The sequence below is a fragment of the Paraburkholderia phytofirmans OLGA172 genome, assembly GCF_001634365.1.
GTDB lineage: Bacteria > Pseudomonadota > Gammaproteobacteria > Burkholderiales > Burkholderiaceae > Paraburkholderia.
This window is the reverse complement of record NZ_CP014578.1, coordinates 2,694,606-2,708,202: the sequence shown is the minus strand read 5'-3', so window position 1 is coordinate 2,708,202 and position 13,597 is coordinate 2,694,606. Positions and strand designations below refer to the sequence as shown.

General features: G+C 61.3%; 10 protein-coding genes, 2 tRNA genes and 2 pseudogenes. 8 read left to right on the top strand and 6 right to left on the bottom strand.

Going from position 1 to position 13,597, the window contains the following annotated elements; genetic code table 11:
- Entirely contained in the window at positions 1-1,317 is a 1,317-nt protein-coding gene (locus AYM40_RS11815; protein WP_063496383.1) for a hypothetical protein, read from the top strand.
- Positions 1,318-1,666: 349 nt separating this feature from the next.
- On the opposite strand, the gene AYM40_RS11810 is transcribed toward AYM40_RS11815, so the two are convergent.
- The 3 genes from AYM40_RS11810 to AYM40_RS11800 form a co-directional block, all read right to left on the bottom strand.
- Positions 1,667-2,899: a tyrosine-type recombinase/integrase gene (locus AYM40_RS11810; RefSeq protein WP_063496382.1), complete on the bottom strand. Its 1,233-nt coding sequence runs from the start codon at positions 2,897-2,899 to the stop codon at positions 1,667-1,669.
- A gap of 152 nt (positions 2,900-3,051) precedes the next feature.
- Positions 3,052-3,138: transfer RNA gene (locus AYM40_RS11805), tRNA-Leu, on the bottom strand.
- Between the two features lie 262 nt (positions 3,139-3,400).
- Positions 3,401-3,487 (bottom strand) — tRNA-Leu (locus tag AYM40_RS11800).
- Between the two features lie 305 nt (positions 3,488-3,792).
- On the opposite strand from AYM40_RS11800, the gene rnr reads away from it, so the two are divergent.
- The 6 genes and pseudogenes from rnr to AYM40_RS11770 all read left to right on the top strand — a co-directional run bounded on the left by rnr (position 3,793) and on the right by AYM40_RS11770 (position 9,416).
- On the top strand, positions 3,793-6,309 hold the full coding sequence (rnr, locus tag AYM40_RS11795; RefSeq protein ID WP_063496381.1) for a ribonuclease R: 2,517 nt from the start codon (positions 3,793-3,795) through the stop codon (positions 6,307-6,309).
- A 183-nt stretch (positions 6,310-6,492) separates the two neighbouring features.
- Positions 6,493-7,236 (top strand): 23S rRNA (guanosine(2251)-2'-O)-methyltransferase RlmB, encoded by a 744-nt coding sequence (gene rlmB, locus AYM40_RS11790; RefSeq protein ID WP_063496380.1) that lies wholly within the window; start codon positions 6,493-6,495, stop codon positions 7,234-7,236.
- A gap of 58 nt (positions 7,237-7,294) precedes the next feature.
- Complete coding sequence (gene rpiA, locus AYM40_RS11785) at positions 7,295-7,990, top strand: ribose-5-phosphate isomerase RpiA (protein WP_063497972.1); 696 nt, start codon at positions 7,295-7,297, stop codon at positions 7,988-7,990.
- 265 nt (positions 7,991-8,255) lie between these two features.
- Positions 8,256-8,507 (top strand): annotated as a pseudogene (locus tag AYM40_RS11780) (glycosyltransferase family 4 protein); the annotation flags it as partial.
- A gap of 181 nt (positions 8,508-8,688) precedes the next feature.
- Positions 8,689-8,997 carry a type II toxin-antitoxin system HigB family toxin gene (locus tag AYM40_RS11775; protein WP_063496378.1) on the top strand — a complete coding sequence of 103 codons (309 nt, stop codon included), beginning with the start codon at positions 8,689-8,691 and terminating at the stop codon, positions 8,995-8,997.
- A complete protein-coding gene (locus AYM40_RS11770; protein WP_063496377.1) occupies positions 8,994-9,416 on the top strand; it encodes a helix-turn-helix domain-containing protein in 423 nt (140 codons plus the stop codon). The genes AYM40_RS11775 and AYM40_RS11770 overlap by 4 nt, the downstream gene beginning before the upstream one ends.
- Before the next feature lie 88 nt (positions 9,417-9,504).
- On the opposite strand, the gene AYM40_RS11765 is transcribed toward AYM40_RS11770, so the two are convergent.
- The 3 genes and pseudogenes from AYM40_RS11765 to AYM40_RS42410 all read right to left on the bottom strand — a co-directional run.
- Positions 9,505-10,620 (bottom strand): exopolysaccharide biosynthesis polyprenyl glycosylphosphotransferase, encoded by a 1,116-nt coding sequence (locus AYM40_RS11765; protein WP_063496376.1) that lies wholly within the window; start codon positions 10,618-10,620, stop codon positions 9,505-9,507.
- Between the two features lie 45 nt (positions 10,621-10,665).
- Positions 10,666-11,400, bottom strand: a complete 735-nt coding sequence (locus tag AYM40_RS11760; RefSeq protein WP_006048767.1) for a Crp/Fnr family transcriptional regulator — start codon at positions 11,398-11,400, stop codon at positions 10,666-10,668.
- 940 nt (positions 11,401-12,340) lie between these two features.
- Positions 12,341-12,535, bottom strand: a pseudogene (locus AYM40_RS42410) (DUF1839 family protein); the annotation flags it as partial.
- A 185-nt stretch (positions 12,536-12,720) separates the two neighbouring features.
- Here AYM40_RS42410 and AYM40_RS11755 point away from each other — a divergent pair.
- The gene (locus AYM40_RS11755; RefSeq protein ID WP_063496375.1) at positions 12,721-13,254 is read left to right on the top strand and encodes a GNAT family N-acetyltransferase; all 534 of its coding nucleotides are present in this window, start codon (positions 12,721-12,723) and stop codon (positions 13,252-13,254) included.
- The last annotated feature ends 343 nt before the right edge of the window (positions 13,255-13,597 follow it).

Sequence of the window (13,597 nt, the reverse complement as noted above, 5' to 3'; positions counted from 1 at the left end):
ATGGAAGCAGACCAGCAGCTTCTCGACGTTTTGGCCGTACTATGGCGCATTCCGCCGCCAGGACCGGACAACTTGCTAACGGCGCCAGCCTTCGTTGCGTTGAGTGAGCTGCTCGATCAGCGTTATGGTGGAGGCAAAGCAACATTCGCGCTGAGCAATGCGCTCAGGTCGTTTGGCCTTCCATGCGGGCTACCGTCCAACAAATCGGCGCTCGCGCTCGATTTGCCAACGGCCGCAGCAACCCTTACCGCGGCCTATTCGCGCAGAATGACCGTGCGCCGTTACATTTGTCCGCTTGATCTAGCCGATGATTTGCCACGGATGACATTCGGCAATGCGCGAGTCGCGCAGTTCACCGCCGAGGAGTTGGAGAAGTTGTTCAACGCGCCGAGACTCCGGCGCAACTTCCCGACATTGCCGTTCGAATCGGAACGGCTTGCACAGTTCCATTGGCTGGTGGTCGAGGAGGAACGCGCCGTCGATCCGAGGCCGGAAGCGCGTGCCGTGCCAATGCTGTTCTCCGACATCCGGCGGGATTTCGGAGAAATCGAACCCTATCTCGGCCGCTTTCCGCCGACTGTCGAAGGCGCGCTTTTTTTCCTGCTACTGGCTCGGTGGGAGGAGTGGTCAACGATGCCAGATGTTGACTGGCGTGGGTTCCGGATACCGTGGATTTATACGCTTGACGAGGATCTTTTCGTCAGATCAGCACGGCCGCCGAACCCCGACAGTCTCAGCCTTGAGCCCTGGATCGTCCAAGATCATTGGGGCGAAGAGATAGAACTTGAACGTCCGACCTATTTGCCGCTTCACGATAGCGCCAAGATGGAGCTACCGCGCTTTACCGAATCGGATTTGACCGAGCTGCAAGCGGCGCTCGCAACGCCGCTCTTCGAGACGCCGGTCGTGCATTTCCTGGTCCGCGCTTTCCTCGCGGATGGCGTCGACGAAGTGCTAGCGCACATGACGGCGATCGAGGCATCGTTGGGCCTGGAAAGCGATCACAAACGTAAGCTGCGTCCCAACCCTGACCCACACCCGAAATTATCGGCGACAAACCGGGTAGCCGCACGGATCGGTGCGGCGCTTACAGATGCCAAGGCAGTGCAAGACTATAAGAACCTGTTCGAGTTGCGAAGCGCATTCATTCACGGACGGGCTGGACTGGAGAAGATATCGACTCAGCAGCGCGTCTTGGCGCGCGGCCTTGCGCGGCGCGTGGCGTGCGCACTGGTTTCACTGGCTGCTACGTACCCGTCATCTTCTCGCGAGGACGTATTGGCCCATCTTCTCAATCGGGGCATCGCCTACCTATAAGTGGCGTCTAGAGGCGGGTCCGCTGCGATCGAGTGCGTAAGTGCAATCCATCGCATGCTTTGGCCGGAGCTGAAGATCGCGGCACCGGTCGGTTCTGATCGGACCGTGTCGGAAAGAGCCTGACGGTATCGATGACGGTATCACCTTCACAAATCGCCTTTAGGTACCCCATCTTCATGGTAGTTTAAATAGAAGGGGCATTGACTTTCCATTGCGATCCGCAGAAAGCACGCTAAGTGCTGGCAGGATTTTTCGGTATCACTGACGGTATCGTCATCACACGAACTGGCGGAACCGCCGTCTCCACGGGGCTCCAGCCCGGTGATTGACGATTGAGTGGGTATGCAGCTCAGGTCCGCTTGCTCGATCCCGTTTCTGTCGTTGGCATGCTTAGGCGATCAATATAATCGGCCCACTCCTGCATGACCCGGCGGCGATCATCGTCAAACGTAGTTCTATCGTAGGCCTTTTGTACATCGCCACGTTTGGCGTGTGCCAGTTGCGCTTCCAGTACATCGATATCCATACCGAGTCGTTCTCGCCCGACCGTGCGAAGCATGCCCCGGAAACCGTGCGTCGCGTGCTTTCCTTGAAAGCCCATCTCTCGCAGTGCTTTGCTCAATGCATCTCGATGTAAATGAGGGGTCTTTTGACGGGCAGGGGACGGAAAGACATAGTGCCCCTTACCGGTAAGTGACTGCAACTCGTTCAGGACGGCGATGGCCTGCTTCGGCAATGGCACGATGTGATCGTGCCGCATTTTCATCCGCTCGGCTGCGACGTGCCATTCAGCTGTCTCGAGGTTCACCTCGGTCCACGGCACCGCTGCAACCACGCCGGGGCGAAGACCGGTCAGCATGGTGAGCTTGAGGGCGGCGCGGGTAATGGGTGACCTGTAGGCATCGATAGCAAGAACGAGCGGAGCGATGTCCGCAGGCCTGGTGATCGCAGGTATGTGGCCTTTCCTGTGGCGAGGCACAACGCCGCGCAGTGTCAAGGCGGCGCCATCTTCGCGCAACCCGTTCTGGACGGCGTACGTCACGATGCCAACGACATACTGCCGTGCCTTGGTCGCGAGGTTAGGCGCGTGAGCTGCAATCGCTTCGAGTATGGGCTTGACCTCTGGCGTGGCAAGCGTCGAAATGGGCTTGTTGCGGAGTGCGGGAGTCAGGTATTCGCGCACGACAAACTCCGCCTTCCGGTAGGTTTCGTCCGCCCATTCCTTGCGTTTGAAGTCGAGCCAGCGCTGGGCCACGAGATGGAAGGCGCCTTCGGCCACGCGTTTGCGGGCGATGGACTCGGCCTGGCGATATGCAACCGGATCGATGCCTTCGCGTACGAGATTGCGTGCGGTAGTGGCCGACCGTCGCGCATCAGTGAGCGTGATATCGGGGTAGGGGCCGAGGCTGTGGAAGTTCTCCTTGCCTGTGCTCGGTCGTCGATAGCGGAACAGCCAGGTTTTGGTGCCGTTCGGCTGGACCCTTAGGGCGAGTCCGTTTCCATCCGTGAGGAGGTAGGAACGGGCGCGCGCTTTGGCGGCACGGAACACTAACTCTGACTTCGGTTCGACGCGTCTGGGCATGGGTTTGCCCCCGAATCTGGTATACGCAACAGTATACGCAAAGATCGTCGATGTCAGTGGAACGCAAGGGATCTGTAGAGAACAAAAAACCCCGTAAGACGCTGATCTTACGGGGTTTCTCGAACTTCTTCGGCTTGCGCCGGAACAACTGTTGGTGCCCAGGAGAGGACTCGAACCTCCACGGTGTTGCCACCGCTAGGACCTGAACCTAGTGCGTCTACCAATTCCGCCACCTGGGCACGTCTTCAAGCTAGACCGCTATTTTAGCGTGATGATGCAGCGTGTCAATCCCTACATGCAAACAAACGATCGCTTCATCAACCGCCCGGTTGTGCCATGCAGCAGAGCAAAACTCCACTGCTCGACAACTGCCAACTCACGTCGACCCAACCGTCCTGCCAACCACGTATTCCGATCGAAAAAACCAGAATCGGATCACGTAGCCTCACACAAAAAGTAAAGCCGCCTATGTGAAACATCAGGCGGCTTTACTTTTGAATCTGGTGCCCAAGAGAGGACTCGAACCTCCACAGTGTTGCCACCGCTAGGACCTGAACCTAGTGCGTCTACCAATTTCGCCACCTGGGCAGGTGATGAACAGCAAAGAACGCCATTATAGCGACAGATTCAGGGCTGTCAAGCGTTTCTCAAAGGCCACTTAAACATCGCCGCAGCGAGACTGCATACGGCTCACAGCGACTATTGACGGGCCGCGTGGCGCGCCAGACGGGTGTTAGAATGCCTCGCAGTAGTTCGTTGGCACGGTGCACACGCCCCGTCGGACTCAGACTTGAACGAGCCGGACCCGAGCAGTCATTCCAGTGCAATCGCAAGTGCAACTTAAGCGCAACCCAAACGCTTCTTAAGCCGAGCCACATCGCCGACCGACGTCCATGCAACGAGAAAAAATCATCGACAAGCCCTTGAGCAAATTCCCGTATCCGATTCCAAGCCGCGAAGAAATCCTGGGCGTCCTGCGCACGAGTGAAGCGCCGCTTGCCGCGAACGACATCGCCGAAGCCCTGTCGATCAAGCGCCAGGAGCGCGAAGGATTTTTCAAGCGCTTAGGCGCCATGGAGCGCGACGGCCAGATCCGGCTCGATCAGCGCAATCTCTATCAGCTGACCCATCCGTCGAACTTCGTCGCGGGCCGCGTACAGGGCCATCGCGACGGCTACGGTTTTCTCATTCGCGACGACGGCCAGGACGATCTGTTCCTGCCCACCGGCGAAATGCAGAAGGTCATGCACAACGATCGCGTGCTCGCGCGCATTGTCGGCTATGACCGCCGTGGCAGGCCGGAAGGGCATATCGTCGAAGTCACGGATCGCGCCAACAAGCGCGTGATCGGCCGTCTGCTCAACGAGAACGGCGCGCTGATCGTCGCGCCTGAAGACAAGCGCATCGGGCACGACATCCTGATCACGCAGAACACCAAGAAGGCCAAGGTCGGCCAGGTGGTGGTGGTCGAGCTGACCGATTTCCCGAGCCGTCATTCGCAGCCGCTCGGCCGCGTGGTGGAAGTGCTCGGCGATATCGACGACCCCGGCATGGAAATCGAAATCGCGGTGCGCAAGTACGGCGTGCCGCACGAATTCAGCGAGGCCGCGCTCGACGAAGCCGCCAGGCTGCCTGACGAAGTGCGCCCGGTCGACGCGCGTCATCGCATCGATCTGCGCGACGTGCCGCTCGTCACGATCGACGGTGAAGATGCCCGCGACTTCGACGACGCAGTCTATTGCGAACCGGTTCAGGTCGGCCGCGGCGAAGGCTTCCGCCTGATCGTCGCGATCGCAGACGTCTCGCACTATGTGCATCAGAAGAGCGGGCTCGACGCCGACGCGCTCGAGCGCAGCACCTCGGTGTACTTCCCGCGCCGCGTGATTCCTATGCTGCCGGAAAAGCTTTCGAACGGGCTGTGCTCGCTGAATCCGCATGTCGATCGTTGCGTGCTGGTGTGCGACATGATCGTCACCGCGCGTGGCGAAGTGAAGGCCTATCAGTTCTATCCCGGCGTGATCAATTCCGCCGCGCGCCTCACGTACACCGAAGTCGCCGCGGTGCTGAAAAACACCAAGGGCCCGGAGGCTGCGCGTCGCGCCGCCTTGCTGCCCCAACTGCAGAATCTGTATGGCGTCTACAAGTCGCTGTTCGCCGCACGCCAGAAGCGCGGCGCAATCGACTTCGATACGACCGAGACTTACATCGTCTGCAATGCGCAGGGCAAGATCGAACAGATCATTCCGCGCACGCGCAACGACGCACACAAGCTGATCGAGGAATGCATGCTGGCCGCGAACGTCTGCGCGGCCGACTTCCTCAAGCGCAACAAGCACCCGGGTCTGTACCGCGTGCACGCTGGGCCGACCGCCGAGAAGCTCGAAAATCTGCGCACCTTCCTGCGCGGCATGGGCCTCACGCTTGCCGGCGGCGACAAGCCGCACGCCAGTGATTATGCCGCGCTGATGGCGCAGATCCGCGAACGGCCGGACGCGCAGATGCTGCAGACCATGCTGCTGCGCTCGATGCAGCAGGCCGTCTACAGTCCGGACAACATCGGCCACTTCGGTCTCGCGTACGAGGCGTACGCGCACTTCACGAGCCCGATTCGCCGCTATCCCGACCTGCTCACGCACCGCGCGATCTACGCGGTCCTGCAAGGCCGCAAGTATCAGCCGGAGCCGCCGCAAGGCGTCGAGTTGAATACGGCGCTGTCGCCGCGCGCCCGCGCGATGCAGCAAGCCGACGACGAAAAACGCGGCCGCCAACGTGGCAACAACGTGGCGATCTGGGAAGAGCTCGGTCTGCATTGCTCGGCCAACGAGCGCCGCGCGGACGAAGCCTCGCGCGACGTCGAAGCCTGGCTCAAGTGCTACTTCATGCGCGACAAGCTCGGTGAAGAGTACGGCGGCATGGTGAACGGCGTGACGTCGTTCGGCATTTTCGTGCAGCTCGACTCGCTCTTTATCGAAGGCCTCGTGCACGTCACCGAACTGGGTTCGGACTATTTCCAGTACGACGAGATCAAGAACGAGTTGCGCGGCGAGCGCACCGGCATTCGCTATCGTCTGTCGGATCGCGTGCGGGTGCAGGTGAGCCGCGTCGATCTCGATGCGCGCAAGATCGACTTCCGCCTCGTGCGCGATACGCCGATCAAGCCGCCGGCGAGCCGTCCGGCTCCTGGCGACAAGGCATCCGGTGAAAGCGGCGGGGCGCGTGTGCGTTCGTTGCCGCCGGTGGACGGCGGCGCAGGCGGTGCGGCGGCCGGCGCGGGCGGCCGGCGCAAGAAGGCTGCCCCGGCGCAAACCGCGGCCGTCAAGGAAGCGCGCGCGGCACGCGGCGCGGCGAAGAAGCACGGCGGCGCTGCGTCCAAGCCGGCATCGAAACCGCAGGCCCGCAAGAAACGCTGAAGTCGCATGACGGGTTGAACCGCGCGCATCGGGTATGTTCAGACGTACCGGTTGCGCGCGGTCTTCGTTTCATCGCAAGCAAGTCAAGTACCGAAGCAGATACGCCAGCAACACAGTAAGCAGGCTTGTATTCATCACAGCAGCGCGCGTTTCAAGGCGCGCTCAATCAAAGGTTTTTCAGTCATGTCACGTCTCAAGGTTCTATACGGTTTCCATGCAGTGACCGCGCGCATGCGGCACGACGCGTCGACGGTCGAAGAGGTCTATTACGACGCGACGCGCAAAGACCGTCGCATGACCGAATTCCTGCATGCGGCGAAAGAAGCCGGCGTGCGTCTGATCGCTGCCGACGAAACGCGTCTGTGGGGCCTCTCGCATACCGAGCGGCACCAGGGCGTGGTGGCGCGCGCGGGCGACATGCCGCTCGCGCAGAACCTGGCTGAACTGCTCGACGGCATCAACGGTTCGCCGTTGATTCTGGTGCTGGACGGCGTGACCGATCCGCACAATCTCGGCGCCTGCCTGCGCGTGGCCGATGCGGCCGGCGCGCATGCGGTGATCGCGCCGCGTGACCGCGCGGTGGGTTTGAACGCGACGGCAGCGAAAGTGGCGAGCGGCGCAGCCGACACCGTGCCGTACATCACCGTCACGAATCTGGCGCGCGCGCTCCGTGAGTTGAAGGACGCGGGCGTGTGGGTGGTCGGTACCGCCGGCGAGGCCACCAAAAGCCTCTACGAGACCGAACTCGACGGTCCGGTCGCGCTGGTGATGGGCGCCGAAGGCGAGGGCATGCGGCGTCTCACGCGCGATACCTGCGACGTGGTTATGCAGATTCCGATGGCGGGTACGGTCGAAAGCCTGAATGTGTCCGTGGCGAGCGGCGTGTGCCTGTTCGAAGCGGTGCGTCAGCGCTCGGTGAAGAAGTAAACGAAGCTCGCTCGCGACTCCGGTAAACTTGTCGTTTTTTACGCTCGCCTGCATTCCCATGACCCAAGACGAACTCAAGCAACTGGTCGGCCAGGCCGCCGCCGACTATGTGAACGCCAACGTGCCGGAAGGCTCCGTGATCGGCGTCGGCACCGGCTCCACCGCAAACTGTTTCATCGACGCGCTGGCCGCCAGCAAGACCCGCTATCGCGGCGCCGTGTCGAGCTCGCTCGCCACCACCGCGCGCCTGCAATCGCACGGTTTCAAGGTGCTCGACCTGAACGAAATCGATTCGCTGCCGGTGTACGTGGACGGCGCCGATGAGATCGATCATGGCGGCGCGATGATCAAGGGCGGCGGCGGCGCGCTGACGCGCGAGAAGATCGTCGCTTCGGTGTCGGACGTGTTCGTCTGCATCGCCGACGCGAGCAAGCTGGTCGACACGCTCGGCAACTTTCCGCTGCCGATCGAAGTCGTGCCGATGGCGCGTACCGCGATCGGCCGCCGCGTGACGGCGCTCGGCGGCGTGCCGGTGGTGCGCGTGACCAAGGAAGGTGTGCCGTTCATTACCGATAACGGCAACGAGATCATCGACGTCAAGGGGCTGCGCATCAGCGACCCGCGCACGCTGGAAATGCACATCAATGCATGGCCGGGCGTGGTGACGGTGGGCCTGTTCGCGGGCCGCGGCGCGAATCTGTGCATGCTCGGCACGGATACGGGCGTCGAGACGATCGAATACAGCAAGAGCTGATCACCGCGCTTTTGCAGCCGCATGCGAGCCCGCTTCAGCGGGCTCGTTCTCCCGCATTGATTTGTTCCGGCCTGCAGCCGGCCTGCCATCGTCGGGCGCAGAAAGCTCGAAGCCGGGCGACGTGATTGAATGCGCCGTTCGCAAGAGGCGAATAACGGGGCATCATTATTCGCGGACTGTCGCGCGTCGAATGTGGGCGTGCGCACGCACAGCAAATGATGCGGCACATACACTCGTCGGTACGGTCGTGGGGTGTTTATCTACAGGCGGGGCGCATCCAGCCGGTGTGTATTTCGCACACCCAATGGTTGTGTCGATGCTCGATGCAATTGACCGTTTCGAGCGGCGGAGTGGACAGATCACCCCGGCGGCATGCCGCGCGAATGCCGAACGGTTTTCGGCGGTGGTTTTCCGTCCCGCCTTCATGGCCGATGGGACGCGCACGATCGCGGCATCCGGCTCGCGGCTGTGGGGGGCGGCGGCAGAGCGGATCGAATACGGTTTGGCGATCGATTAGCATTTATTCGCATACCGCGAACGTCGCAATATGCGAATAGAAAGCTTTTGTCGTACTGCTGTAAGCCATAGCTGGCCGTTCGGTCTATGCCACCCGGCTGACTATCGGTGCCGATCCCGTCCTATTAGCCATGCAGGTAGAGCGTGCATGTTCAGTGCGCGAAACCGTGCGGCGACATTCGATGCGGGTCGTGCCAAGGAAGGCGTTGTTGGAGTTGCTGGACTTTATAAAGAGACATCCGGAGGCGCGCAGTGCGTTGTTGGCGTGGTACGCACTGGCGCAGGCTTGCCTCGCGTATGGCTATAACGATCTGAAGCAGACGTTCGCGGGCGTGGACGACGTGCCGCCGCACTACACTGTTTTCAACGTTGGCGGCAACGGGTTCCGGATCATCGCGGCGATTCATTACAACAGGCAGTCGTGGTTCGTTCGTCATGTATGGACGCATGCGAAATACGACCTTTGGACGAGGAAGAGTTTAAACTCATGAATGCCGATCGCCTTCCGGGAGCCTTTCCCGACATCGCTCAAAGCTGGGCTGCGCTGCAAACCCAGCTACCGATCACACCCATTCGCAACGAGCAGGACTACCAGAAGATGGTGCGGCTCGCCAACGCGCTCTCCGATCACCTGAACGGTAACGGTGAGGATCCGCTGGCTGATCTGTTTGCGATCGTCACCGACCTGATCGAAAGCTGGGAAGCGAGCAACGTGACGATCCCGAAAGCGGAACCGCGCGAGGTGTTGCGGCATTTGCTGGAGACGCACGGGCTCAAGCAAAAGGATCTGATCGGTATCGCATCGCCCACGGTGGTGAGCGATATTCTCGCGGGCCGGCGCGCCATCAGCAAAAAGGTGGCGAAGGCGCTGGCCCTGCGTTTTCATACCGACGTCAGCGCGTTCCTGTAAGCACGGCGCAGCGCCAAGCCTTGTGCGGAGCGCTGCGACTGCCGCTCAGTCGGCCATTCAGCTGCCTGCGGTGCCCGCAGCGGCATGCTCAGAACGCGTTGCGGCCGACGAAACCCTTGAAAATCGTAATTAACACGATCTTCATGTCGAACCAGAACGACCAGTTGTCGATGTAGAAGAGATCGAACTTGACGCGCGTCTCCATCTTTTCGACCTTGGTCGTGGCGCCGCGATAACCGTTCACCTGCGCCCAGCCGGTGATGCCCGGCTTGATCCGGTAGCGGTTCATATAGCCGTACACCTGATCTTTGTAGAGATCGTCGTGCTCGAGCGCATGGGGACGCGGACCCACCACCGACATCTGGCCGAGCAGCACGTTCAGAAATTGCGGCAGTTCGTCGAGACTGGTGCGGCGCATGAAGCCGCCGAGCTTCGTGACGCGCGCGTCGTTGCGCGCGGCCTGCGTGACCTGGCCGGGGGCTTCGTGGTGCACGGTCATCGAGCGGAACTTGTAGATCGCGAACGGCTGGCCGTCCACGCCCTTGCGGGTCTGGCGGAAGAACACTGGCCCCGGCGAGCTCAGCTTGATGCCGATCGCGAGCACGACGAACACGGGTGCGAGCGCCAGCAGCGCGGCCGCCGCGAACAGGCGGTCGAAGATCAGCTTGGGCCACATCTGCGGCGACGAGACGGGCGTCGCGCTCAGATTGAGCGTCGGTAAACCGACGACATCGACCAGCGCATGGTCGAGATGCGCGAGCAAGGTACGCGCGAAACCGGGCGCACCGACGATCGCGACCGTGCGGTAGTTCATGCCGCGCCGCCGCACACTGCGCAAGGACACATGCACGAGGCACTTGGTGACGATGATCAGGGCGCCGGAGATCAGCGTCGAGTAACCGAACCACAGCCGCGAAAGCGCGTCCATGCGGTGCAAGGTGAACGCCAGCACAAGGGCGGTGGCGACCACGACCAGCCACGCGGCAGCAACTCTCAAAAGCATGGAAGGCAGCGCCTTGCCGCGCCACGGTTCATAGACGCCGAAGCCGGGAAACATCAGCAAGACGAGTACACAGTTAAAGGCGATCAGGAGATGCTCGGTGTCCGACAACGCGATCGGCGTCGAAAACCGCATCCTGTGCGCGAGCAGCCCGCCCGCAATCACAAAGAGTGCGTCGAGACATCGCGCAGTATTCCTGAACATGATGATTGACCCTGTGACCGAGCGATGCAGCCGTGGGCGGGCTGCTTACTCGACGGTTTCAGCCTGGCGCAGGCGTGGCAGCAGGCGATCGAATTCGCGTTTGACGAGGCCGTAGCATTCGCAGGCGCGTGCTTCGAGACCTTTGCGGTCGAGTACCTTGATATGGCCGCGGCTGTGATGAATCAGGCCTTCGTCGTGCAGCTTGCCGGCCGCTTCGGTGATGCCTTCGCGACGCACGCCGAGCATGTCGGCGATCAGTTGCTGGGTGACCGTCAGATCGTTCGACGCCACACGGTCCACTTCGATCAGCAGCCAGCGGCACAGTTGCTTGTTCAACGCGTGATGGCGATTGCAGGCAGCGGTCTGCGCGACTTGCGTGAGGAGGGCGTGCATGTACAGCAGCATCAGGCGGCGCAGGAAGTCGGAGCGTGCGAATTGCTGCTTGAGCGCCTGTGCGCTCATCCGGTAGGCGAAGCCCGCACATTGCACCTGCACACGGTTCGGCATCGTTTCGCCACCCGTGAGCACCGGCACGCCGGTCATGCCTTCGCGGCCGACCGCGGCGATTTCGACCGAGCTGCCGTCTTCCATCGTCGAGAGCATCGAGATGATCGCAGTGGTCGGGAAGTAGACGTGATGGATCCGCTGACCTGAGTCGCACAGCAACTGCTCGGTGCGCAGATGAACCAGTTCGAGATGAGGGGCAAGTGCCTGCCATTCGTGGGACGGCAATGCGCCGAGCAAATGGTTGCCGTGCAGATCTGATTGAAGTGTCAACATGATCGGTCCTCGCTGAAGCCGCGCATTGCGCGGTTTCCTGTCTTTGTTCCGATGCCCGCATCCTTTAATTGACGACATGCTCGCTTGGCGAGCAGCGAAGGGATGAACAGGAACGGCCCCGTGTGCCCTGATGCGTCACCGTCGTTTTTGGAATCTCGCTGCGGTAGCGCGGTGTTGCGTTCTCTCTTTAGCGAGGAGCGTGCCAACCTTGGGTAAAACGAGCGCTGGTGTGGCGCAGCGAACAAAGTCTTGGCAGAGCGCGAAGCTAAACGTGACTTTTTGTTTCAATTCTGTACAACGCCTGCTTAGGGCGCGAGCCCGTCGAAGGGTAATTTTATTCGAGCCAAGTCATTGATCGGATTGGGTTAGCGGTCAATGAGCGTTGCTTTGCAGCCGGTGTCTCAAAGATGCAATGGCCTTTGCATGTGCGTTCTCGGGGGCCGTCCGGAGTGTGCCGGAATTGATTCAGTTGTGTTCCATACGCCGGGTGCGGTGCGGTACGGAGTGTCCTGTTTGAAGACCGGGAAGTTGCAAAAGAACCGACAGTGATTCCGCAGACCAGACAGGCGGGTTCGTGCAGAGCGAGGTTTTGGCGCATTGCGACGGGATGGCTAGTTCAGGGACGACATTCAGCCCTGGAAGGTGGCGGATATCGCATTGAACGCGCGGACTTCGCCGACGAGTGCCATGCGTGTTGCGTCTGCGTTAAACACCGCATTCGATGCATGTGCAACGAATTTTTCAACGGGGCGGAGTCGCACGATGCGGGCGCGGTTCGTCAGCAGGCTTCAACGTCAGAGGATATAAAGTGGGCTCGCCATGCGTGTGGGGCCACCCGCGTTCGGCATGCCGCACAGGCTCGCTTCCGGTCAGTGCATATGCATCGCTCCATTCCGAAGACGAAATCAAGCCACCGCAATTCACCGCGGCAGCACAGCGGCGTCCCGAGATGCGCAGGAAATGCCTCGCGCCACCGCGAGATCGGCTTGGTCAGCGGCAGCCGGTTTCGATGCGCACCCAACAATTCAGCCGATGCTTCGGCGAGCGCGGCGCCTTCCAGCGCGGGCCGAACCTGCTTGGCGAATTCAACATACGGAAACAGCAGAGCGGGTTGCTGCGCGAATTGCGGCTTCTTGCTACACCCTGTCCCTACGCCCGTATTCAAGGATTGTCGAAGCCCAGCGTCAGTGCGATGCCGCACGGAAACACGCGTTTCGCGGACGTACCGTGTAGCCATGGCAACAGGCGTGTTGGACCAGGCCGTCTCGAGGGCGGCGTGCGATGCCGTCCTCGCTGAACTTATTACCACTGGGGAACGCGATGAACTGGAAAACGCTGGAATTCGAGCAGCTTTCGGCACGTGAGTTGTATCTGATCTTGCGGGCGCGCAGCGCGGTCTTCGTGGTCGAGCAATCGCACGTCTGTCTTGACGCCGATGGCCGCGACGAGCACGCGCCGCATGTCTTCGCGGCCGAGGACATGGCGCGGCCCATGCCGATCCTGGCCTACGCACGCCTGCAACCCGGCGACGCCGAAGATCCGGAAGTCACCATCGACAAGGTGCTGACGAGCCCGCTGCGGCGCGGCGACGGCACTGCCGAACAATTGCTCGAAAGGGTGCTGCAGGCGATCGCCGAGCGTTGGCCGGGACGCGCCGCGCGCGTGAGCGCGCCGCTCGGCTTGCGCGACTTCTACGAGCAATTCGGCTTTCGTAAGACGGAAGGGCCGTACCTCGAACATGGCGTGCCGTTCATCGGCCTGACGCGCCAGGTGCGCGGCAGCCAGCCGCCCTTCGGGACGCGGCGCCGCGAGCGCGACGGCGCGGCGTCCGTCAACACGTTCGAACTCCTGTAATCAAGTGGCTGTAGCCCCCGGCGGCGGCGTCCTGGCTGAACGCGATTGGCACGCGCTAAAGCGGCAAGCTCGCTGGGTTTCCTTTCAATTCGCCCGCGTTTTCACATTCAAGGCCAACGCTGCTCGACGCCTGACGCGCCGCATCGTTACGCCAGTCTTTTGGCGCCTGTCCGGAACCGCCGCGGGGAGAGGATCAGACAATTCGATTCACTACGTGCGTCTTCGCACGATGCAAATTTTGCAACGCAGGCACGCTTGAGGCGCAAGCTTATGGCCCGTCAAAACATGCGGCGTTACACGGAAGAAACAATTCTTCAGAGGGATAACCCTCTCAGGACGTTTC

What these genes read in the sequence shown, in the direction of transcription:
- AYM40_RS11815 (WP_063496383.1), top strand. Translation starts at nt 1, where the DNA reads ATGGAAGCAGACCAGCAGCTTCTCGACGTTTTGGCCGTACTATGGCGC.
- AYM40_RS11810 (WP_063496382.1), bottom strand. Translation starts at nt 2,899, where the DNA reads ATGCCCAGACGCGTCGAACCGAAGTCAGAGTTAGTGTTCCGTGCCGCC.
- rnr (WP_063496381.1), top strand. Translation starts at nt 3,793, where the DNA reads ATGCAACGAGAAAAAATCATCGACAAGCCCTTGAGCAAATTCCCGTAT.
- rlmB (WP_063496380.1), top strand. Translation starts at nt 6,493, where the DNA reads ATGTCACGTCTCAAGGTTCTATACGGTTTCCATGCAGTGACCGCGCGC.
- rpiA (WP_063497972.1), top strand. Translation starts at nt 7,295, where the DNA reads ATGACCCAAGACGAACTCAAGCAACTGGTCGGCCAGGCCGCCGCCGAC.
- AYM40_RS11775 (WP_063496378.1), top strand. Translation starts at nt 8,689, where the DNA reads ATGCGGGTCGTGCCAAGGAAGGCGTTGTTGGAGTTGCTGGACTTTATA.
- AYM40_RS11770 (WP_063496377.1), top strand. Translation starts at nt 8,994, where the DNA reads ATGAATGCCGATCGCCTTCCGGGAGCCTTTCCCGACATCGCTCAAAGC.
- AYM40_RS11765 (WP_063496376.1), bottom strand. Translation starts at nt 10,620, where the DNA reads ATGTTCAGGAATACTGCGCGATGTCTCGACGCACTCTTTGTGATTGCG.
- AYM40_RS11760 (WP_006048767.1), bottom strand. Translation starts at nt 11,400, where the DNA reads ATGTTGACACTTCAATCAGATCTGCACGGCAACCATTTGCTCGGCGCA.
- AYM40_RS11755 (WP_063496375.1), top strand. Translation starts at nt 12,721, where the DNA reads ATGAACTGGAAAACGCTGGAATTCGAGCAGCTTTCGGCACGTGAGTTG.